The organism is Nocardioides sp. NPDC059952, from assembly GCF_042730435.1.
Classification (GTDB): domain Bacteria; phylum Actinomycetota; class Actinomycetes; order Propionibacteriales; family Nocardioidaceae; genus Nocardioides.
This window is the reverse complement of record NZ_JBHWLY010000098.1, coordinates 1-19,625: the sequence shown is the minus strand read 5'-3', so window position 1 is coordinate 19,625 and position 19,625 is coordinate 1. Positions and strand designations below refer to the sequence as shown.

Below are 19,625 nucleotides of genomic sequence, written 5' to 3'. Positions count from 1 at the left end.
CAGGACTCCAGGCATCCCGCGGCCGCGCCGACGGTCATGACATCCGCGTCCTGCTCAGTCGCGGGCCAACGCCGCCAGAGCTTCGGTCTCGAGGTCGAGGTAGCTCTCGCCACTGACGTCGACGGCGACGCCGAGGATCTTTCCCCCGGTGAACGCGAACGGCGCCTTGTAGCTGCGGCTGACCGCATCGGCACTGTCGAAGCCGACGCAGAGGCCGTCGCCGCACAGGGTGAACTTGCCGATCTGGGCACGCATCTCCCCCGTGGCCACGATCTGGTCGTCGACGTACAGGTTGGTGGTGCCGACCGACTCCTTGTTGGGACCGGCGCCTTCGCGGACGAACTCCATCCCCAGCGCGTGCGGTCCCGGGGTCAGCGGCTCGGAGACGAAGGTCTGCTCCGGCGGGATGCCGAGGAAGTTGTAGACGTAGTGCAGCTTGTTGTCCTTGATGAACAGCGCGTGGCCACCGAAGCGTGACCCGTGCGCGAAGATCACGCCTTCGGCACCTTCGCTGAGGTCAACGTCGGCGATGATCTTGTAGGAACGACCGCGTACGTTGACCGCAACGCCCTCCGGCACGGCCCCGCTGCCGGGGTAGTAGAGGTAGCGGTTGCGCGGCGGCTCGGCCTGGGGCCGCTCGACCGTGATCATCTCCAGCGCGGAACGGTCGTCGAGCGGAAGTCCGTGGTACTTCTCGGCCTCCTCGAACCAGGCCGCGACCAGCTCCTGCACCTTCTCCGGGTACTGATCTGCCAGATCCTTCGACTCCGAGCGGTCCTCGTCGACGTGGTAGAGCTCCCACCTGTCCTGGTCGAAGTGACCCTTCCCGGACAGCGGTGCGTGGGTGGCGGCAGCCTTCCAGCCGTCCTGCCAGATGCCCCGGGTGCCGAGCATCGTGTAGTACTGGCGCTTCTTCATGGTCGGCGCGTCGGCGCCGTCGAAGCTGTACGCCATCGAAACACCCGGCAACGGCTCCTGCTCCACCCCGCGGTAGACCTCCGGCATCTCGAGGCCGGCGAGCTCCAGGATGGTCGGCACGATGTCGGTGACGTGGTGGTACTGGTGCCGGATCTCGCCCTTGGCCCGGATACCGGCCGGCCAGTGGATGACCAACGGGTCACACGTGCCGCCGGAGTACTGGCTGTACCGCTTGAACATCTGGAACGGCGTGCTGAAGGCGGCCGCCCAACCGGTCGGGTAGTGGTTGTACGTCTCCGGCGAACCGAGCTGATCCAGCATCGCGAGGTTCTCGGCGAGCTCGTCGGGATAGCCGTTGAAGAACTTGTTCTCGTTCACCGAGCCGGCGTCCGATCCCTCGCCCGAGGCGCCGTTGTCGGCGCAGTAGAAGACGATCGTGTTCTCCAGCTGGCCGGTCTCCTCCAGGTAGTCGATGACCCGGCCGACCTGGGCGTCGGTGTACTCGCTGAAGCCGGCGAAGACCTCGGCCATCCGGGCGAAGAGCCGCTTCTCATCGATGCTGAGATCGTCCCACGGCGTCACGTGGTCGGCCGGGTTGGCCTGGTCCTCGGCCACGGGGTTCCACGGGGTCAGGTCGGTGCCCTCGGGCAGGATGCCCTTCTCGATCATCCGGGCGAGCACCCACTCGCGGTAGGCGTCGTAGCCGTCGTCGAACTGGCCGGCGTACTTCGCGATGTACTCCTCGGGTGCGTGGTGCGGCGCGTGGTTGGCCCCGGGGCAGAACCACATGTACCAGGGCTTCGACGGGTTGGACGCGTTCTGATCGCGCAGCATCTTGATCGCTCGGTCGGCGAGGTCCTTGGAGAGGTGATAGCCCTCCTCAGGCGTGTAGGGCTGGTCGATGTAGTGGTTGTCCTCGGCCAGGTCGGGGTACCAGTTGTTGGTCTCGCCACCGAGGAAGCCGTAGAACCGGTCGAAGCCCTGCTGCAGCGGCCACTGCTGGCGGCTGCCACCGGCGGAGTTGTCCTCCTCCGGGACGTTGTGGTTCTTGCCCAGCCAGAACGTGCTGTAGCCGTTGTCCTGCAGGATGTGCCCGATGGTGGCGCACTCCTCCGGAATCCGGCCCGCCTGACCCGGGAACCCGTTGGTTCCTTCCATGATCGAGGCGACCCGGTTCGTGGTGTGGTTGCGGCCGGTCAGCAGGCAGGACCGGGTCGGCGAGCACAGCGCGGTGGTGTGCCACTGGGTGTAGGTCAGTCCGTTGTCGGCCAGACGCTGCAGCGTCGGCATGTTCACCCGTCCGCCGTACGGCGACCAGGTGGCCAGGCCGGTGTCGTCGTAGAGCACGACGAGCACGTTCGGCGCGCCCTCCTTCGCCGACGGAAGCTCGTACGGGGACCAGTCCGGGACCGAGTCCCGGACGTCCAGGTTGATGACGCCGTTGAATTCCTTCTCAGCCATGACTCGTCCTCTACTCAGCAGATCCGGGCCCTTCCACCGTTGGCGCACGTGGCCGTCACTGCTTCACCCGGTTCGAGTGAGTCACGCACCGAGTCGCGGTAGGGCTCAGAGGTTCTCGGCGATCTGCTTGATGGCAGCAAGGCGACGGTCCCACTCGACGCCGATGGCATCGAGGCGACGAGCCACGGTGCTGAGTCCGGAGCCGACGACCCGATACTGGACCTCGCGCCCGGCCTGGACCGTCTCCACGAGGCCGACCTCGTGCAGGACGGCAAGGTGCTTGGCGATGGCTTGGCGAGTGATCGGCAGGCGCCGGGCGAGGGCGGACGCCGAGGCGTCGCCCTCGCCGAGGGCGGCAAGGATGCTCCATCGGCTCTCGTCGCCGAGTGCGCTGCACATGTCGACCACGGCCCGGTCCACGAGAGTGCCGTCGCTCATGAGCCCTGCTCGAGGAGGGCGACGAGCTTGTCGAGCTCTTCATCCCAGCCGCCACGATGGTCCGCCATGAGCCCTGTCGGGTCGCTGGTGTGCTCGAAGCCCGTCTCCACGACGGTGAGCCGAGTGCCGCCGGGGGTCGGCTCCAGGGTGAAGCGGAAGACCGTGGAACGCTGTTCGTCGACCGTCTCGGGCAGCGGGCCCTTCTCGTTGCACCAGCGGTAGGAGACTTCCGAGGGAGGGTCGAAGGTGTCGACCCGGATCGGCACCCGGCGCTCACCCGGCCAGCCGATCGTGCCGACGGCGCCGACGCCCGCACCGGTGAGAACGATCTGACCGAACCACTGCGAGATCAGCTCGGGCTCGGTGACGGTTCGCCAGACCTTCTCCCGGGGCGCGCTGATGTGGATCGTACGGCGCACGCTGAAGGTGTCGGCCTCGACTTCTGCACGGGGATTCTGCGTGTTCTCCATGATGGTTCCTTTCTCTCGGTATCGGCGGTCACCGGACGGCGGCGGGTTCGGGTTCCGGTGCTCGTTCTGGTTGGGTCGAGGGTGAGGGCGCGGGGCGCAGGGAGCGGCTGGCGATCGCGGCGGCGACGGCGATGGCGGCGAGGATCGCAGCGGTGAGGAGCGCTGCGACGATTCCGCCGGCGGTGATCGCCTGCCCACCGGCGAAGGCACCGATGGCGTCACCGAGGTTTCCGGCGGACGCGGGCAGCGAGGCCGCGAGGATCGCACCGGGACCGGCGAGGTGTTCGACGCGATGCTGCCACGGGGTGGTGATGCCGGCGCTGAACATGCCGAGGCACAGCACCGCGAGAACCGCGACGGCGGTGCTCGTTCCGCAGAGGACCATCGCGATGAGTGAAGCCGAAGCGCCGAGCGCACCGACGGTCAGGGCGCGTGCGGCACCGATGTCGGCGAACCCTCCACCGGCGAACGACCCGACTGCCGCGGCGATGCCGTAGCCCATCAGGCAGACTCCGATCCAAGGCCCCGAGACCCCGGCCACGCCACCCAGGAACGGGACGAGATAGGTCAGGGCCGCAGAGACGCCCGCAAACAGCAGCACGCCGACCGCGAGCACCGCGAGCACGCGCGGACCGAAGGCGAGCCGCAGCTGGGCGAGCATCCCGACGTCGCCCTCGGCAGGAACCCGCGGCACCACCAGCAACGCGATCAGGAGCGTGACGGCGGATGCCAGGACGACGGCGAGGAACGACGCCCGCCAGCCGACGGATTCGCCGAGAAGCCGGCCCAACGGCATCCCCACCGCGCCGGAGACGGCGAACCCGGAGATCACGATGGCCATCGCCCGGCCGGCCCGTTCCGGCGGCACGACCGACGTCGCCGTCGTGATGGCGGCCGCGATGAACAGCCCCTCCACGGCGCCGATCGCGACCCGGGCGGCAACGAAGGCGTCCAAGCCGGCGCCGAGCGCCGGAAGCAGGTTGAGCCCGGTGAACGTCGCGAACGCGGCCAACAGCACCGGCCGCCGATCGAGGCGGGCGGTCAGGAACGTCAGAAGCGGACCGCCGATCGCGATCCCGAGTGCATTGGCCGAGACCAGCACGCCGACCGCCGGGACCGGGACGGCCAGGTCTTCGGCCATGAGGTCGAGCATGCCCATCACGAGCATCTCGGCAGACCCCATCACCAGCGTGCCCGTGAACAGTGCGCCCAGGGTGATCACGGCTCGCGAACGGCGCGTCATCGAACGACTCTGTCGAGAAGACATCGGTCCCCCTGTGGCTGTGCAACTCAATGGTTGCACTTAACTCTTGCAGACGCCGCCCGCAATAGCAACCCTAAGGTTGCATTACGTCTTCCGTGGGCGCACTCGATGTTCGCCATACGCCGTCCCCGAGGGTTCCTATGATCATGACCATGACCACTCCCCTCTCGACCGCAGCTCAGGTCGTCGAGGCCCTGCGCAACGCTGCCGACCCGAGCGAGGAAGCCAAGATCCGCAACCGCGTTGCCGAAGAGGAACCCGTGATCGGAGTGCGCATGGGCACCCTGTTCGACATCGCGAAGTCTGCTGTCGATCTGCCGAAAACGGAGCTCGATGCGCTGTTCGAGCATCCGGCGTACGAGACGCGCATGTCAGCGTTCTGCGTACTCGACTTCCGTGCTCGACGTAACCTCACGGCCGACGAGCGTGCGGCTCTTGCACGCATCTATCTTGATCGGCACGACGCCATCACCACGTGGGACATGGTGGATCGTGCGGCCCCGAGGGTTCTCGGCTGGCCGATCCTCATCGAGGTCATCGACGACGTCGTGCTCGACGAACTCGCGGGCGCGGCCGATCCACTCCGACGCAGATCAGCGATCACGGCACCACTCTGGTTCATCAAGAAGGGATCTCCCGCAGATGTCGAACGCGGGCTCGAGATCGCCTCGTCCCTCGACGGCGACGACCACCCACGCGTCCGGTCCGCAGTCGAGATCTATCGAAAGCACGCACTGCAACGGTTACGGAGCCAGAGCAGCGCTTAGCCGATCTGCTCGCTGCGTCATCGACGCAGCCTTCGGGAAGACGATCCCCGGACGGCACCAGTTCACTCGGGGCCGATGGAGTCGGACGCCTCGATCCGGTGTGCGTTCCGCACCGACACCGAACCGGCGTATCCCTCGATGAAGCCGATCACCACGTCGTACTCGTCGCCCGCGGTGGAGCGCAGGGTGAACGTCCAGGAGCTGTCGGCGGGGTGGTGCTCCTCCGCGCGGAGCGACAGGGCGTCCGGGTCCACGGTGTACGCCGTCGCGGCCGCGTCTCGGGCACGCTGGACCGCCGACTCGCGCGAGGCCGGCGTCCGCTCCTGTTGGCCGACCACCGCCATCACGTCGAGGAAGGCGCGGGTCACACCGTCGTACGACGCCTCTGAGACGGCCGTGGTCCGTGGCCCGATGCTCACCAGCAGCCCGATCTCGAGGGCCCCCGGACTGGCACCCCAGCTGGTGTGCCATCGGTGCTGGTGCAGCGAGTAGTGCCGCCGCGCGTCGGCCCCTGCGTACAGGACGGGCTCCAACGCCGCGAGGATCCGCCGCTCGTCGAGGACATCCCCCTCTCCTCCGCCGTCCGGCTCCGGGACCGACAGGTCGAGCAGGTAGTGCCGATCCACCCGCTTGTCCGGGCTAGCCCGGTAACCCACCTGGACCCGCACCGAGTCCACCCGGCCGAGCGTCAGCAGCGAACACGAGTCATCGACCGCACGGCTAGTCATCTCTCCAGAGTTCTCCTCACCCTCGCCCGGGTCAAGCACCTCAGCGCCCGGGTCGCGTGCCGAGCGCTTCGCGAAGCTGTCTCGAGGCGGACCGTGGCGTCGCGCCCGCGCGCCAGATGGCGAGCAGCAGGTCCGCCCGTGGCCTGCCCGGCTCCGTCCACCTCGGCCCGAGCCCTACGTGGTGGAGCGCGTCGATCAGGTCATCGTCGGCTGCCGTGCGCGCTTCGGCCCAGGCCCGGGCGTACGCCTCATCGACCCGGTTCAAGATCGCCTCGCTCTCCACGATCGGCGGCGACACCGCGACCACGGGCCCGGCCTCCTCGCGGCGACGCAGGAACGCGATGAGGAAATAGACCAGGGCACCGGCCCAGCTGAAGACCAGCACCATCACGATGTCGAGGACGTCCAGCCCACTCATGCGTCCCCGGACAGCGATACTGCGGCCGATCAGGACCAGCGCGACGATCGTCGGCACCCACCACAGCGCGACGAGCGCGACTGTCCACATCACCTCAACCTGACCAACCATCGCCGTTCCACTCCGTCAGCCGAGACCTCGGCCGAGACTAGCCCCGGCGCGCCGGCCGTCGACGACGAATACGGCAAACCGTCGGGGTGAACCAGAGCCGTCAGACATCAGGACCGGAGAGGGCATCCCTCAGCCAAGCGTTCCGTCGCTCCAGCAGCGTCGTCATGTACCTCGTCAGCACGACAAGATTCACCAACCGCCCGATCGAACCGGCGGGCGCCTCGAACTCCACGACATCCGCCATCAAGGTGCCGCCGCCTCGGAACTCGATCCGATGACATCCAGGACGAGCGCCTTGGCCCGCCACAGCTCGTCGTCGTCCCCGAACAGCTCTCGCCGGGTATTGCCGGCCACCAGGAACGCGTCGATCCGAAACGCGTCGTCGGTCGGATGTGCGGACCCCGCAGCCACCAACTCCGCCTCGAGCAGGTCCAGCCACTCTCGCTTCAGCGCACGCACCGACTCCGCTACCGGACCCACACGGTGGCCGTACTCGACCGAGGTGGCCGCGACGAAGCAGCCGCCAGGAAACACCTCCTGCAGGAGATAGTCGATCCATGAGTCCACCAGCGCGCGCAGCCGCGGCCGCCCCGGCTCCGCGTCCCAGGCGGGTGCGATCACGGTCTCGCGGTAGATGCGCCGAGCTTCGGCGACCGCGGCGACCTGGATCTGTTCCCGGTTGCCGAACACGGTGAGGATCCCGCTCTTGCTCAGCCCGGTCGCCTCGGCCAGGCCGCCCACGGTGATCGCGTCCAGCCCGTGGGTGGTCGCGATCTCGGCGGCCTTGCGTGCCGTACGTCGGCGGGTCACGTCGCCTCGGGCGCGACGCCCGTCGCGTGGAAGTGAGGTCACGACGAGGATTCTATGCGACCGACTGGACGTGGAGTTTCGAACTGGATATCTTTGCGACCGATCGGACGTCAAATGAGGGAGGCCCCATGTACGCCGTACCGACTTTGGAAGAGAGCATCGACATCGCGGCCCCACCAGCACGAGTCTGGGAAATGGTCAGCGACGTATGTCGGATGCACGAGTGGAGCCCGCAGGTGACCTCGACCCGCCTTCGCTCCGGCCATGAGCGCGTCGGCCCGGGCGCGGAGTTCACCAACCGCAACCGCCACGGCGACCTCGAATGGACGACCCATGCCGAGATCACCCGATGGGTCCCTAATGAGGAGCTGGCCTTTCGGATCGTCGAGAACTGGGTGACCTGGTCGTTCAGGCTCCAAGCCGTGACCGGGAGCAACACTCGACTCATCCAGCGGCGCGATGCACCCGAAGGAATCTCTCAACTGTCCCGTGACCTGACCGACGGGTTCATGGGAGGGCAGGACGAGTTCACTGCGGCCATGCGCGCCGGGATGCGCGAGACCCTCGAACGGATCCGTGAGGCAGCAGGCGGCTGACGTCGAACCGAGCGTACGACCTCGGCCACCAGGTCAGACGGGGCCCCGCAAGGAAGGCTCTGCCCTCCGGCCATCGGCGCTATCCGAGGCTCGAGTACGCAAGGTTGAACGCGGCAGCGACAACCACCGTGCCACCGACCGCCACGATCAGCGGGACAGCTCCACGCAGTCCGCGCACCACGCTCCAGACGACGAGCGCCGCACCCAGGCCGATGATCACGATCCAGTAGACCGGACTCGTCGTCTCCGACACCACCGTCAGCCCGTAGACGCCCTCGCCGACGCCGATGCCCGCGAGCAGCGCGGTACCGAGTGCCCTACGGAGCCCCTCAGCGCGCAGCCAGCACGCAGCGACACCGACGAACGGCCCCACGACGACGCCGATGAGAGAGAACATCAGCGGGTCGTGGTAGAGGCCCCGCGCGGTGGCGATGACCGCGTACCCCACGGTGAGAAGCACGAAGCTGACCGCACCCAGGACCGCGGCCAGCCGCCATCGCACCTTCGTGATCACGATCAGGATCGCGGTGATCAACGTCCAGCCGCTCGCGGAGTTCGCGAAGGAGCTGAGCTCGTCAGGCAGAAATCCCTGCGCAAAGGAGGTCACCCCTCCGAGAGCGAAGCTCCCGACGGCCACGAAGAGTGAGGCGACAAGCGCGGCACGCAGCCCAGCAGCACCCGCCTGCATCGAAGAGGCATCCTCGCCGGCGTACTGAATGTCGCGATCCACGTCGCGATGGTAACCATGGCGCGCGCAACCCTGAGGGATGCGGATGTCGGGCGGCAACGGTCAGACGTTGAAGCGGAACTCTCTTTCGCAAAGGAGCGGTCCCGGGCGGTGAAAGGAAATTCATTCACCGATCAGTCCCGCATGCGTGAAGATCGTCGGTCGTGGACGTATTCGAAGCAGTCGATACCCGCCGCGCCGTCCGAGCGTTCAGCGACAAGCCCGTGCCGCGGGAGTCCATCGAACGGGTCCTCGATGCGGCGACCCGAGCCCCTTCCAGCGGAAACCTGCAGCCCTGGCACCTGTATGTGGTCGCCGGCGAACCGCTGGCCGGCCTCAAGCAACGAGCTTCTGCCAGGGCGGCGGCCGGCGATCCCGGCGACGATCGCCAGTATCCGATGTATCCGGACCCACTCACCGCTCCGTACAGCGACCGGTTCACCGCTGCTGCCGCTCAGCGTTACCAGGCTCTGGGGATCGAGCGCGACGATCCCGATCGGCCCCGGAAGATCGCCGGCCTGAACACCCACGCATTCGGTGCGCCCGTCGTCATGTTCTGCTACATCGAGCCTTCCATGGGCCCCGGGCAGTGGGCCGACGTCGGCATGTACCTACAGACCGTCATGCTGCTGCTGAGGGCGGAAGGTCTCCACAGCTGCCCTCAGGTGATGTGGACGATATTCCACAGGAGCGTTCGAGAAACGGTGAGTACCGCGGCCGATCGCATTCTCCTCTGCGGACTCTCCGTCGGGTTCGAAGACGATTCCGTCCCACGCCTGCGCACCGACCGCGCACCGATGCAGGAGACCGTGACCATGGTCGGAATCTGATCATCGGCCATGGCGCCAGACCACAGATCGGCATGCGGCTACACGTTGAAGCGGAACTCCACCGCGTTGCGGCACGGAGCAACCTATGGCCGATCGGCCCGGGTCAGCGCTGCGAGCTCTTCGGGTCGCGCAAGGCAGTCATCGCTTCCAGCAACGTGTCGTGGATATAGGCGAGCTCGGGCGACTCCTCACCCCATCCCTCATCGGTGCCCTCGACCGCCCGCTCGTCCTCACCGTCCTGGGCTTCCCAGACCGCATCACCGTGCTGCCAGATCCACCACAGGTTCGCGCTCGCGTCCTGTACGCGGGCGAACTGGGTGCCGAAGAAGTCGGTCGGCTTCGTGACCAGACGCGCCCCACGCGCGAGGGCGCGCTCGAGCACCGCGTCGAGGTCATCGACGTAGACCTGGAGCATGCTCGGCGTGAAGGGCCAGCTCGGTTTGCGCTCGGCGAGCATGATGGTGGTCGTGCCGACGCGCACCTCGGCCTGCAGCAGGAGCCCGTCCTCATCGATGGTGCGGGCCTCTGTGCGCTCCTCGCCATCGAAGACCTCGATCACGAACCGGGTCAGCTCAACGGCGTCTGCCGTGATGATGAACGGGTTGACCGTGGCATAGCCCTCGGGGGCGGCGGGTGCAGACATCGTGTGCTCCTGTGCTGGTGGTGGATGCGATGTCCTCAGTCCACCACTGAGCGAAGATCACTGTATTGAACAATTCCGCCATCATCGACCGGACAGCACCTGGGCCGGCGTTTGGCCGTGGAAGACTCTCAGAGAACGAATCAGGTGAGCCTGGTCCGCGAAACCGCAGCGTGCGGCGCACTCGATCGGCGACACGCCCTGCATCAGCAGAGCAAATGCCTCACGCGCCCGGGACAGTTGCTGGATCTGCTTCCGCGTAAGCCCTGTCGCGGCGCGGACCCGGCGCTGCCGGTGCCGCTCCGAGTAACCCGCATCATCGCCCGAGAGCACCCGTCGAACACCGTCGTCGCAGCGAAGGACGTCGAGTTCCAGAAGTCGATCGGTGAACGCCTCGAGGTGCGCGAACTCCGGGAACGGCACGGCATGCCGCCCAAGTGTGACGTGCCCGGCTTCGACAACGAGCTGCTGCTCCCCGCCGAGCAGGAGCTGTTTGCTCACTCCAGGCAGGACGACATGAGCCTTCAGCTGAATGCCCCAGCTGTGCTCCCCGATCTTGGATCGGACCCAGCGGTGGCCAAGGGTCGGACCAGCAAGTCCAGCGCGTAGCTCTCCGTCTGGCGCACGGGTGAACCATAGATCCCAGTACTCCACCGCCGAGACGAGGTAGCGCTCGTCCTGCGTCGCCCGGGCTTGCCACACGCACTCCAGTACTGGCGAGTCGGGATGATGCTCTTCGTACATGCGCTCCATCCGCCGTACGTCCCCTCTGAGCACATTCGCTCCCGCCAGATGTTCAGTTCGAGAAGCGGAACTCCACCACGTCGCCGTCGGCCATGACGTAGTCCTTGCCCTCCATGCGCGCTTTGCCGAGTTCGCGGGCCTTGGCGACGGAGCCGGCGGCGATGAGGTCGTCGTAGGAGACGATCTCGGCCTTGATGAAGCCCTTCTGGAAGTCGGTGTGGATGACACCGGCGGCCTCGGGGGCGGTGGCGCCCTGGGGGATCTCCCACGCACGGACCTCCTTGGGGCCGGCGGTGAGGTAGGTCTGCAGGCCGAGGGTGTCGAAGCCGACGCGGGCCAGGATGTCCAGGCCGGGCTCCTCGACGCCGGCGTCGGCCAGGAACTCGCGGGCCTCGTCCTCGTCGAGCTCGACCAGCTCGGACTCGAACTTCGCGTCCAGGAAGATCGCCTCGGCGGGGGCGACGAGCTCGCGCATCGAGTCCTTGAGCGCCTCGTCGGCGAGCTCGTCGGAGTCGCAGTTGAAGACGAAGATGTAGGGCTTCGCGGTGAGCAGCATCAGCTCGCGGATGAGGGCGCGGTCGATCTTCGTGGCGATGATCGGGGTGCCGGCCTCGAGGGCCTCCTTGGCCTCGACCACGGCGGCGAGGTTGGCCTTGAGGTCCGGCTGCTTGCGCGACTCCTTCTCCAGCCGCGGGATCGCCTTCTCGACCGTCTCCAGGTCGGCGAGGATCAGCTCGGTCTGGATGGTGGAGATGTCGTTGGCGGGCTCGACCTTGCCGTCGACATGGGTGACGTCGTCGTCGCGGAAGACCCGGGTGACCTGGCAGATCGCGTCGGACTCACGGATGTGGGAGAGGAACTTGTTGCCCAGGCCCTCACCCTGCGAGGCGCCGCGCACGATGCCGGCGATGTCGACGAACTGCACGGTGGCCGGCAGCAGCTTCTGAGACTCGTAGATCTTCGCCAGCTCGGCCAGCCTCTCGTCGGGAACCCCGACGACACCGACGTTGGGCTCGATGGTGGCGAACGGGTAGTTCGCCGCGAGGACGTCGTTCTTGGTCAGAGCGTTGAAGAGGGTCGACTTGCCCGCGTTGGGAAGTCCCACGATGCCGATGGTGAGTGCCACGATCGACAATCCTAGAGTCGTACGCCGACCACGACCGAAACGCCGGACAGGGCTGAGGCGCGCCAGGCAGACTCGGGATGTGAGCCGGGGCAGGTCAGGCGAAGGAGAAGATGAGCGGGAAGGCCACGACCACGACCGCCGCCCACAGGCCGTAGACCGGCAGGTAGCGGGTCTGCCAGCGCTCCACGTCGTGGAACGTGCCGGTGCGACGTACGAATCCCAGGGTGAGCCACCCGGTCCAGGCCAGATGTGCCAGCAGGATCAGGTTGAGGCCGAGAGCCGCGGTCTTGTTGGCGGTCCAGCCGAACTCCGCGATCCGGGTCAGCATCGCGGTCAGCGCGATCGCGTCGACCGCGAGCGCGGCCACGACCAGACCGAGCTGGAGCCAGTCGAAGACGCCGGCCGGCTCCATCGGGTTGTGGGCGGAGATGGAGTAGAGGAGCAGGGCCACGACCAGGATCAGGACCGCGTCCATCAGGATGAGCAGGTTGCGGTCGACCGCGTCGAACGAGTCACCGAGGACCATCACCGCGAACATCGCCACCAGCATCACCAGCGCCAGCGGGGTGAAGACCTTGGTGAGCACCGGCGCGATGTTCTCCACCACGTTCATCTTCACCTCGACCAGCCAGGCGGCGACCATGATCGCGCCGGGGATGCCGAAGGGCAGGATCCAGTCCTCCAGGTAGGGCTCGAGGTCGAAGCCGGCCAGGTTCCACACCCCGACGCTGAGCCCGACCAGCACGCCGGCGCCGGCTGTGATGAGGGCCAGATACATCGCCAGCTCACCGGTGAACCTGACGAAGTCCATCCGGCGGCCGTGGGAGCGCCAGTCGCCGCCGGCGTACGCCACCGCGGTGAGCAGCCACAGCACCACCGGCGTGTGGATCACCACGAGCACGGCGGTCATGCCCGGGTCCTCGCCGCCACCGCCGACCCACGGGATCATCTCGAACGGATAGAGGTTGACCACGAGCAGGAGCCCGGCTGCCACCGCGGAGAGCACCGCGGCGACCCGCCAGGGGACCCTCCGCTTGTACGCCAGCCAGCCCGCCACGGCCGGGACCAGCACGAACGCCACGTTGCGGATGAGCGCGAACTCGTCGAGGGACTCGACCAGGATCTTGAGCGCGATGCCGGCCAGCAGCGCCACCCCGATGACCAGGCCGAGGTCGCGCCAGCGCGACCCGACGACACCGGCCCCCGGCTCCGGGATCAGCACCAGCTGGCGCCACAGCCGCTCGGAGTGCTCGCGGGCGAACTCGCGCGAGACGTCGTCGAGGTTGCCCATCCGCTTGACCGCGACCAGGAACGCCTCGTCCTCGGCCAGGCCACCGGCAGCCAGGTCGGCGATCTGGTTGCGGAGGTGGTCCTCCATCTCCACGATGTCGTCGGTGGTCATCGCCGGCCGGCGAGCCACGAAGCCGCGCCACTGGTCGATCTGCGCCTCCAGGTCCACACTCATGCGAGCCCCTCCGCGACCGGGGGCGTGCCGAAGCTGCGCCACACGTTGTCCAGGGTGTCGGCGACCACCTGCCACTGCCGCTGCCGCTCGGCGAACGCCTGCCGGCCGGTGTCGGTGATCGCGTAGTGCTTGCGCCGGCGGCCGGTCTCCGACCGGCCCCAGCTCGCCTCGACGTGGCCGAGTCGCTCCAGGCGGTGCAGCAACGGGTAGAGCATCCCGTCGGTCCACTCCATCCTGCCTCCGGAGAGCTCTGCGACCCGTTTGCCGATGGCATAGCCGTACGACTCGCCCTCGGACAGGATCCCGAGCACGAGCGGGGTCGCCGAGGCGGCGACCAGATCCTTGTCGATGCGCATGCGCACCTCCCTCACATACCTAGTTCTTCTAGGCATGAACCCTAGCTGTTCTAGGGGTGTGCTGGCGCCGTCTGCACCGAATCTCCACATATCCGACGGTAAAGACCACCCACCCAATAGGCTCGCCAACCGTGAGCGACCCCGAGGCACCACACCGACTGCGCGAACCCGCCCATCAGGTCTCCGAGCAGGCGCCGGCCTACTGGCGTGCGGCCGAGGCGATCGGCGCGGTGATCTGGCTGGCGCTGGCCGTCGGTGCCGCGGTCGCGGCGATCATGGTCCCGGGGGGCTTCTGGACCTGGATCCTCTGGCTCGTGGCAGTGTTCTTCGTCCTGGCGCCGGTGCCGGGGCTGACCTTCGTGCCCTCGATCCGGTTCCGGATCCATCGGTGGGAGGTGACCGACATCGCCGTCCACGTACGTCACGGGTGGCTCACCGTCGTCGACGAGATCGTGCCGCTCTCCCGGGTCCAGACGGTCGACTCGACGCAGGGGCCGCTGATGCGGCGGTTCGGGCTGCGTACGGTCAAGGTCTCCACCGCCTCCTCGGCGGGCACCGTCCAGATCGCCTGCCTCGACGACGCGCTCGCTCTCGAGGTCGTCGCGAAGCTGGTCGCGATCACCGCCGCGACGCCTGAGGACGCGACGTGAGCACACCCGAGGTGCCTGACGTTCCTGATGTTCCCGAGGTCTCCGACGCGCATGTCGTCCCGGACGCGGAGTGGCAGCGGCTGGCCGGCTTTACGGCCGTCGTCAGCCCGCTCTCGACGCTGCGCCAGGCGATCATCCCGGCGGCGATCGCTGCCTTCGGTGCCGGACAGGCCAACCCCTTCATCGGCCTGATGATCGCCGCCGGCATCGCCGTGGTCGCGGCCCTGGCCGGCATGGTCCCGTGGCTGACCACGAGCTACCGGGTGACGCCGACGCACCTGGAGGTACGCAAGGGTCTGTTCAATCGCACCACCCTGACCGCCCGGCTCGACCGGGTGCGCAGCGTCGACCTGAGCTCGACCCTCATCCACCGCGCACTCGGGGTCACCAAGGTCAACGTCGGCACCGGGGTCGACGAGGGCCAGATCACCCTCGACTCGCTGACCAAGGACGCCGCCGCGCGGCTGCGGCGCGAGCTCCTGCACTCGGCCCCCGCGCCCTCGGCGGCCGAGGTGCCCGAAGCCTCCGGACCCTCACCCCGGACCGAGCCCGTCGAGGCCACCTCCGAAGGCGAGGTCGTCGCCAGGCTCGACTGGTCCTGGATCAGGTACGCCCCGCTCAACCTCAAGAACCTCGCGATCGCGGTCGGCGGCCTGGGCGCGGTCTTCGGTGCCTTCTCCGACCTCATCCCGTGGGAGTCCTTCGGCGTCCGGGTCACCAACGGCGAGATCAACGGCGTCCCGGTCGAGGAGGTCGTGCGCGGGCTGTTCATCGCCGTGCCGATCGCGATCGTCGGGGCGGCCGCGGTGTGGGCGATCGGGTCGTGCGTCGGCTACGCGGTGCGTTGGTGGGACCTCCAGGTGGTGCGCGAGCAGGGCCGGGAAGGCACCACCCTGCGCCGCAGCTTCGGCCTGACCAGCACCCGCGCGACGACGGTGGAAGAGGCGAAGGTACGCGGCGCCACCTCGACCGTCGGCCCACTGATCGGCCTCGCCGGCGGCGCCGACCTCAACCTGCTGACGACCGGGCTCGACGACAACTCTCCGGCGGTCCTGCCGACGGCCCCGGAGCAGGTCGTCTCCGAGGTCGGCACCGACATCCTCGGCGAGGACGCGTTCTCTGCAGCGCTCACCGGCCATGGACCGCGACCACGCCGGCGCTACTGGTTCCGAGCCATCGTCGCCACCGTCGTGTGGACGCTCGTCGCGCTCGTCCCGACCGTGCTGATCGGCGTCTTCGGCGACACCTGGATCTGGTGGATCCCCCTCGCCGTGCTGGTGCTGGCACTCGTTCTCGGGCTGCTCGGTGCCGAGCTGCGCCACCGCCACCTCGGCCACGCGCTCACCGACCGCTACCTGGTCGTCCGATCCGGCTCCTACACCGCCGTGCGTACCGCCCTGCAGACCGACGGCATCATCGGCTGGCGGGTGAGGCAGACCTACTTCGACCGCCGCGTCGGCCTGGCCCAGGTCACCGCGATGACCGCGGCCGGCCAGGAGCACGTCGACATCCCGGACGTGCCGCTCCAGACGGCCGTCGCCCTCGCGGCGGCGGCCACGCCGCGTACGGTCTCGGAGTTCATCGAATAACCCGTTCCACTTCGGACGGGATTCGGTGGATGATCCGGCCATGACCATCCAGATCCGACACCTCACCTTCGACTGCGCCGACCCCCGCAAGCTCGGGGAGTTCTGGTCGGCCGTCACCGGCTGGCACCTCTTCTACGACGAGGACCCCGAGGTGATCGTCGCCCGCAGCTTTCCGTCGAAGGAGCTGATGTTCCTCTTCGTCCCGGTGCCGGAGGCGAAGTCGGCGAAGAACCGGGTCCACATCGACATCAAGCCTGAGGACACCACCCGCGACGAGCTGGTCGAGCGGGCGCTCTCGCTCGGCGCCACCGTCTTCGGTGACCACCGCAAGGAGGACGGGACCGGCTTCGTCGCGCTCCGCGACCCCGAGGGCAACGAGTTCTGCATCGAGCGCGGCGAGCACGAGATGACCTCGAGCGGACCGATGACGATCGGGCTCACCATCTGACCGTCAACGGGCGAGCACCCCGACCCGCCCACCCGCACCGGCGGCCCAGCAGCTGCCCGTGACGCAGTCGACGGTGTGGAATCGGGTCTGGGTGGCTCCGAACGGCTTCCAGGAGCGGCCGTTGTCGTGGCTGATGTCGCTGCCGTTGGGGCCGACCGCGATTGCGGTCCGGCCACCGACCCAGGCCACCGCCTCGCGGTATCCGCCCAGGTCAGAGCTGGAGTTGGTCCAGGTGCGGCCACCGTCGGTGGAGTACGCCGCACGGTCGACGCCGTCGTCCTCGAGGCCGAAGTCGCCACCGACCGCGATCCCCTGGCGAGGGTTGCGGAAGCGGAGCCCGAAGACGCCGGCGGCCTCGCCGGTCGCGATCGTGGAGTCGGCAGCGGACCAGGAACGGCCGCCGTCATGGGTGGCGTAGATCTTGGCGGCGGCGCCACCACCACCGATCCAGGCGTCGCGCGCCCCGGCGGTGACCAGGCAGGTTCCGCTGGCCGAGTAGCCGAACTCGCCCGGCGCCTCCAGGCCGCGCGTGTCCGCGATCGTCCAGGTGTCGCCGCCGTCGGAGGTGGTGATGATGCGCCACTCGCCGTCGACCGGGTCGCTCATCGCGATCCCGCGCCTGCCGCCGGGCCAGAAGTCGACGCAGTTGTAGAACGCGGTCGGCTCCGCGGACCGGAACGTCTCGGTCCAGGATGCTCCACCGTCGACGGTCTTGTAGATCCGGCTCGCCTCGCCCTCGCCGATGGAGAGCACCACCGCCTCGCTCGCCGAGCGTGCCTCCACGTCGCGGAAGAGCAGCCCCTCGGATCCCGGTGGCGAGACCTCGTCCCAGGTCCGGCCGCCGTCAGTCGTACGGAACACTCCCCCGCCGTCCCCGCCGACCCACGCGGTCTTGGCGTCGACGGCGTCCAGGGCCCGGAACCCCTGCGTCGTATCGACGTTCACGGACGTCCAGTCGGGAGCACCCCCTGGCGGCGCAGCCTGCGCCGCCGGCGCGAAGGTGAGGGTGGTGAGGGCGAGAGTGGCCGCCGCTGCGGCTCCGACAACGATGCGCACGAAGGTTCACCCTGGCCCTGCCACGGCGTTCTGTCCACCGATCCGACGAAAATCGTCCGCCGAGATTGCGCGGACTCGGGAATTTTCTTCCGTGACCGGTTGGTAGCCCCTAAAGTGAATCGCCGTGCCGCATGGCAGCGGCGCAGATTGCGGAGGTTGTCATGAGCAGAACGACACTGACCAGACGCGGAAGGTTGGCGGCTGCGGGACTCGCGGCCGCGGTGGCGGTTGCGATGCCGTACGCGGCAACGCACGCCGCAGAGCCGGATCCGCCCGCGACGGCCGCCGCCAAGAAGCCGACGCAGCACGGCAAGATCGTCTCGCTGATGCGCCACATGTCGCTGCAGCAGAAGGTCGGCCAGCTCTTCGTGATCGAGGTCTACGGACGCGACGCCAACAACGTCAGCGACACGGCGAAGGCCGGCAACCAGAAGCTCTACGGGGTGGACACCCCGGCGCAGGCGATCGCCAAGTACCAGCCCGGCGGCGTCATCTACTTCACCACCCGAGGCCCCGACAACATCGGCGACGCGGCCCAGGTGGCGACGCTCTCCAACGGTCTCCAGCACGCCGCGCTGCAGCAGCGACCCAAGATCCCGCTCAACATCGCGGTCGACCAGGAGGGCGGCGCGCTGGTGGCCCGCTTCGGTCCGGCCAGCGGCGCCACCCAGATGCCCGGACAGATGGCGCTGGGCGCCGACGGCTCGACCGCGGACGCAGCCCGGTCGGCCGAGGTGATCGGCACCGAGCTGGCCGCCGTCGGGGTCACCCAGGACTACGCGCCCGTCGCCGACGTCAACCTCAACCCCAACAACCCGGTCATCGGGATCCGCAGCGCCGGGGCCGACTCCGCCGCGGTCTCCGACATCGTCGCCGCCGAGGTCGGTGGGTTCGACGACGGCGGCCTCTCCTCGATCGCCAAGCACTTCCCCGGCCACGGCGACACCGGCACCGACAGCCACTACGGCCTGCCCGAGGTGACCCACAGTCGCGAGGAGCTCGAGGCGATCGACCTGCCGCCGTTCGAGGCCGCGATCGACGCCGGGATCGACGCGATCATGACGGCCCACGTGACCGTGCCCGCGATCGACCCGAGCGGCGAGCCGGCCACCATGTCGGAACCGATCCTCACCGGTCTGCTCCGCGAGGAGATGGGCTTCGACGGCCTGATCGTGACCGACGCCCTCGACATGCAGGGCGCGAGCGCCACCTACCCGCCCGACGTCGCCCCGGTCGAGGCGTTCCTCGCCGGCGCCGACCAGCTGCTCATCCCGCCGCAGATGGACACGGCGTACGCCGCGGTCCTCGACGCCGTCAAGGACGGCACCATCTCGCGCAAGCGGCTCGACGAGTCGGTCTACCGGATCCTGAAGCACAAGCTCGACAACAAGATCTTCGAGAGCCCGTACGTCGACCCGGCCGCCGCTCCGGCGGTCTTCAGCAACCCGGCGCACAAGGCCGACGCCCAGGCGATCTCCGATCGCACCACCACGCTGGTGAAGAACGACGACGGCCTGCTGCCGCTGGCGACGGGGGCGAAGAACGTCCTGGTCGCGGGCTGGGGCGTCGACACGACGGCGGGCATCGCGACCGGGCTCCAGAAGCGCGGCGCGACGACCCAGGTGCTGCAATCGGGCACCACCCCGACCGACGCGAACATCAGCGCCGCCGTCGACGCCGCGCAGGGCAAGGACCTGGTCGTGGTGCCGACCAACAACGCCTGGCAGATCAACCCGGCGACCGGCCAGCCGACCCCGGCGGCCGTGGCCCAGACCAAGCTGGTCAAGGCGCTGCTCGCCACCGACGTCCCGGTGATCGTGACCGCGATGCGCAACCCCTACGACGTCACCTCCTTCCCCGAGGCCGCGACGGTCCTCGACACCTACGGCTACACCTCCCACCAGCTCGAGTCGCTGGTGCGGGTGCTCTACGGCGAGGTCAACCCGAGCGGCAAGCTGCCGGTCGAGATCCCCGACCTCTACCCATTGGGCCACGGGCCTGTCTCTTATACAC

At 68.4% G+C, this 19,625-nt stretch carries 21 protein-coding genes; 7 read left to right on the top strand and 14 right to left on the bottom strand.

The genetic code is table 11. The annotated features are described in order from the left end of the window. Window positions 1-54: 54 nt before the first annotated feature. From ACFV9G_RS27585 to ACFV9G_RS27570, 4 genes are all read right to left on the bottom strand, one after another. On the bottom strand, window positions 55-2,379 hold the full coding sequence (locus ACFV9G_RS27585) for an arylsulfatase (RefSeq protein ID WP_378732172.1): 2,325 nt from the start codon (window positions 2,377-2,379) through the stop codon (window positions 55-57). Window positions 2,380-2,484: 105 nt separating this feature from the next. Beyond that, the gene (locus ACFV9G_RS27580; RefSeq protein ID WP_378732169.1) at window positions 2,485-2,817 is read right to left on the bottom strand and encodes an ArsR/SmtB family transcription factor; all 333 of its coding nucleotides are present in this window, start codon (window positions 2,815-2,817) and stop codon (window positions 2,485-2,487) included. After that, on the bottom strand, window positions 2,814-3,287 hold the full coding sequence (locus tag ACFV9G_RS27575; RefSeq protein ID WP_378732166.1) for an SRPBCC domain-containing protein: 474 nt from the start codon (window positions 3,285-3,287) through the stop codon (window positions 2,814-2,816). The genes ACFV9G_RS27580 and ACFV9G_RS27575 overlap by 4 nt, the downstream gene beginning before the upstream one ends. A 28-nt stretch (window positions 3,288-3,315) precedes the next feature. Then, window positions 3,316-4,530: an MFS transporter gene (locus ACFV9G_RS27570; RefSeq protein WP_378732163.1), complete on the bottom strand. Its 1,215-nt coding sequence runs from the start codon at window positions 4,528-4,530 to the stop codon at window positions 3,316-3,318. 173 nt (window positions 4,531-4,703) lie between these two features. Here ACFV9G_RS27570 and ACFV9G_RS27565 point away from each other — a divergent pair, with 173 nt between their 5' ends. Further along, on the top strand, window positions 4,704-5,318 hold the full coding sequence (locus ACFV9G_RS27565; RefSeq protein WP_378732160.1) for a DNA alkylation repair protein: 615 nt from the start codon (window positions 4,704-4,706) through the stop codon (window positions 5,316-5,318). A gap of 62 nt (window positions 5,319-5,380) precedes the next feature. On the opposite strand, the gene ACFV9G_RS27560 is transcribed toward ACFV9G_RS27565, so the two are convergent. From ACFV9G_RS27560 to ACFV9G_RS27550, 3 genes are all read right to left on the bottom strand, one after another. Further along, on the bottom strand, window positions 5,381-6,046 hold the full coding sequence (locus ACFV9G_RS27560; RefSeq protein ID WP_378732157.1) for a hypothetical protein: 666 nt from the start codon (window positions 6,044-6,046) through the stop codon (window positions 5,381-5,383). Between the two features lie 40 nt (window positions 6,047-6,086). Then, entirely contained in the window at window positions 6,087-6,554 is a 468-nt protein-coding gene (locus ACFV9G_RS27555; protein WP_378732154.1) for a hypothetical protein, read from the bottom strand. 264 nt (window positions 6,555-6,818) lie between these two features. Then, window positions 6,819-7,427 (bottom strand): TetR/AcrR family transcriptional regulator, encoded by a 609-nt coding sequence (locus ACFV9G_RS27550; protein ID WP_378732151.1) that lies wholly within the window; start codon window positions 7,425-7,427, stop codon window positions 6,819-6,821. A gap of 86 nt (window positions 7,428-7,513) precedes the next feature. On the opposite strand from ACFV9G_RS27550, the gene ACFV9G_RS27545 reads away from it, so the two are divergent. Further along, the gene (locus ACFV9G_RS27545; RefSeq protein ID WP_378732148.1) at window positions 7,514-7,981 is read left to right on the top strand and encodes an SRPBCC family protein; all 468 of its coding nucleotides are present in this window, start codon (window positions 7,514-7,516) and stop codon (window positions 7,979-7,981) included. Between the two features lie 79 nt (window positions 7,982-8,060). On the opposite strand, the gene ACFV9G_RS27540 is transcribed toward ACFV9G_RS27545, so the two are convergent. Continuing rightward, a complete protein-coding gene (locus tag ACFV9G_RS27540; RefSeq protein WP_378732146.1) occupies window positions 8,061-8,711 on the bottom strand; it encodes a DUF6518 family protein in 651 nt (216 codons plus the stop codon). Between the two features lie 161 nt (window positions 8,712-8,872). Between ACFV9G_RS27540 and ACFV9G_RS27535 the strand changes: the two genes are divergently transcribed. Beyond that, window positions 8,873-9,538, top strand: a complete 666-nt coding sequence (locus ACFV9G_RS27535; protein ID WP_378732143.1) for a nitroreductase — start codon at window positions 8,873-8,875, stop codon at window positions 9,536-9,538. Window positions 9,539-9,641: 103 nt separating this feature from the next. Here the strand turns inward: ACFV9G_RS27535 and ACFV9G_RS27530 are convergent, their stop codons facing one another. The 5 genes from ACFV9G_RS27530 to ACFV9G_RS27510 form a co-directional block, all read right to left on the bottom strand. After that, the gene (locus tag ACFV9G_RS27530; protein ID WP_378732140.1) at window positions 9,642-10,181 is read right to left on the bottom strand and encodes a VOC family protein; all 540 of its coding nucleotides are present in this window, start codon (window positions 10,179-10,181) and stop codon (window positions 9,642-9,644) included. Between the two features lie 81 nt (window positions 10,182-10,262). Further along, window positions 10,263-10,931, bottom strand: a complete 669-nt coding sequence (locus ACFV9G_RS27525) for a helix-turn-helix domain-containing protein (protein ID WP_378732137.1) — start codon at window positions 10,929-10,931, stop codon at window positions 10,263-10,265. A 43-nt stretch (window positions 10,932-10,974) separates the two neighbouring features. Beyond that, window positions 10,975-12,048 carry a redox-regulated ATPase YchF gene (gene ychF, locus ACFV9G_RS27520; RefSeq protein ID WP_378732134.1) on the bottom strand — a complete coding sequence of 358 codons (1,074 nt, stop codon included), beginning with the start codon at window positions 12,046-12,048 and terminating at the stop codon, window positions 10,975-10,977. 94 nt (window positions 12,049-12,142) lie between these two features. Beyond that, window positions 12,143-13,513: a permease prefix domain 1-containing protein gene (locus ACFV9G_RS27515; protein WP_378732132.1), complete on the bottom strand. Its 1,371-nt coding sequence runs from the start codon at window positions 13,511-13,513 to the stop codon at window positions 12,143-12,145. Continuing rightward, on the bottom strand, window positions 13,510-13,869 hold the full coding sequence (locus ACFV9G_RS27510) for a PadR family transcriptional regulator (protein ID WP_378732130.1): 360 nt from the start codon (window positions 13,867-13,869) through the stop codon (window positions 13,510-13,512). Before ACFV9G_RS27510 ends, ACFV9G_RS27515 begins: the two co-directional genes overlap by 4 nt. Before the next feature lie 131 nt (window positions 13,870-14,000). Between ACFV9G_RS27510 and ACFV9G_RS27505 the strand changes: the two genes are divergently transcribed. The 3 genes from ACFV9G_RS27505 to ACFV9G_RS27495 are packed head-to-tail and all read left to right on the top strand — an operon-like array spanning window position 14,001 to window position 16,556. Beyond that, window positions 14,001-14,519, top strand: coding sequence for a PH domain-containing protein (locus ACFV9G_RS27505; protein WP_378732128.1), 519 nt, complete (start codon window positions 14,001-14,003; stop codon window positions 14,517-14,519). Continuing rightward, window positions 14,516-16,108: a PH domain-containing protein gene (locus tag ACFV9G_RS27500; protein ID WP_378732127.1), complete on the top strand. Its 1,593-nt coding sequence runs from the start codon at window positions 14,516-14,518 to the stop codon at window positions 16,106-16,108. The genes ACFV9G_RS27505 and ACFV9G_RS27500 overlap by 4 nt, the downstream gene beginning before the upstream one ends. A gap of 40 nt (window positions 16,109-16,148) precedes the next feature. Continuing rightward, window positions 16,149-16,556, top strand: a complete 408-nt coding sequence (locus tag ACFV9G_RS27495) for a VOC family protein (protein ID WP_378732125.1) — start codon at window positions 16,149-16,151, stop codon at window positions 16,554-16,556. Window positions 16,557-16,559: 3 nt separating this feature from the next. On the opposite strand, the gene ACFV9G_RS27490 is transcribed toward ACFV9G_RS27495, so the two are convergent. Further along, window positions 16,560-17,612, bottom strand: coding sequence for a WD40/YVTN/BNR-like repeat-containing protein (locus ACFV9G_RS27490; protein ID WP_378732123.1), 1,053 nt, complete (start codon window positions 17,610-17,612; stop codon window positions 16,560-16,562). 161 nt (window positions 17,613-17,773) lie between these two features. Between ACFV9G_RS27490 and ACFV9G_RS27485 the strand changes: the two genes are divergently transcribed. Further along, window positions 17,774-19,625 (top strand): glycoside hydrolase family 3 protein (locus tag ACFV9G_RS27485; RefSeq protein WP_378732121.1); only part of this gene is annotated, 1,852 nt, incomplete at its 3' end.

What these genes read in the sequence shown, in the direction of transcription:
- ACFV9G_RS27495 (WP_378732125.1), top strand. Translation starts at nt 16,149, where the DNA reads ATGACCATCCAGATCCGACACCTCACCTTCGACTGCGCCGACCCCCGC.
- ACFV9G_RS27565 (WP_378732160.1), top strand. Translation starts at nt 4,704, where the DNA reads ATGACCACTCCCCTCTCGACCGCAGCTCAGGTCGTCGAGGCCCTGCGC.
- ACFV9G_RS27545 (WP_378732148.1), top strand. Translation starts at nt 7,514, where the DNA reads ATGTACGCCGTACCGACTTTGGAAGAGAGCATCGACATCGCGGCCCCA.
- ACFV9G_RS27580 (WP_378732169.1), bottom strand. Translation starts at nt 2,817, where the DNA reads ATGAGCGACGGCACTCTCGTGGACCGGGCCGTGGTCGACATGTGCAGC.
- ACFV9G_RS27560 (WP_378732157.1), bottom strand. Translation starts at nt 6,046, where the DNA reads ATGACTAGCCGTGCGGTCGATGACTCGTGTTCGCTGCTGACGCTCGGC.
- ACFV9G_RS27570 (WP_378732163.1), bottom strand. Translation starts at nt 4,530, where the DNA reads ATGACGCGCCGTTCGCGAGCCGTGATCACCCTGGGCGCACTGTTCACG.
- ACFV9G_RS27585 (WP_378732172.1), bottom strand. Translation starts at nt 2,379, where the DNA reads ATGGCTGAGAAGGAATTCAACGGCGTCATCAACCTGGACGTCCGGGAC.
- ACFV9G_RS27575 (WP_378732166.1), bottom strand. Translation starts at nt 3,287, where the DNA reads ATGGAGAACACGCAGAATCCCCGTGCAGAAGTCGAGGCCGACACCTTC.
- ACFV9G_RS27555 (WP_378732154.1), bottom strand. Translation starts at nt 6,554, where the DNA reads ATGTGGACAGTCGCGCTCGTCGCGCTGTGGTGGGTGCCGACGATCGTC.
- ACFV9G_RS27510 (WP_378732130.1), bottom strand. Translation starts at nt 13,869, where the DNA reads ATGCGCATCGACAAGGATCTGGTCGCCGCCTCGGCGACCCCGCTCGTG.
- ACFV9G_RS27515 (WP_378732132.1), bottom strand. Translation starts at nt 13,513, where the DNA reads ATGAGTGTGGACCTGGAGGCGCAGATCGACCAGTGGCGCGGCTTCGTG.
- ACFV9G_RS27525 (WP_378732137.1), bottom strand. Translation starts at nt 10,931, where the DNA reads ATGGAGCGCATGTACGAAGAGCATCATCCCGACTCGCCAGTACTGGAG.
- ACFV9G_RS27530 (WP_378732140.1), bottom strand. Translation starts at nt 10,181, where the DNA reads ATGTCTGCACCCGCCGCCCCCGAGGGCTATGCCACGGTCAACCCGTTC.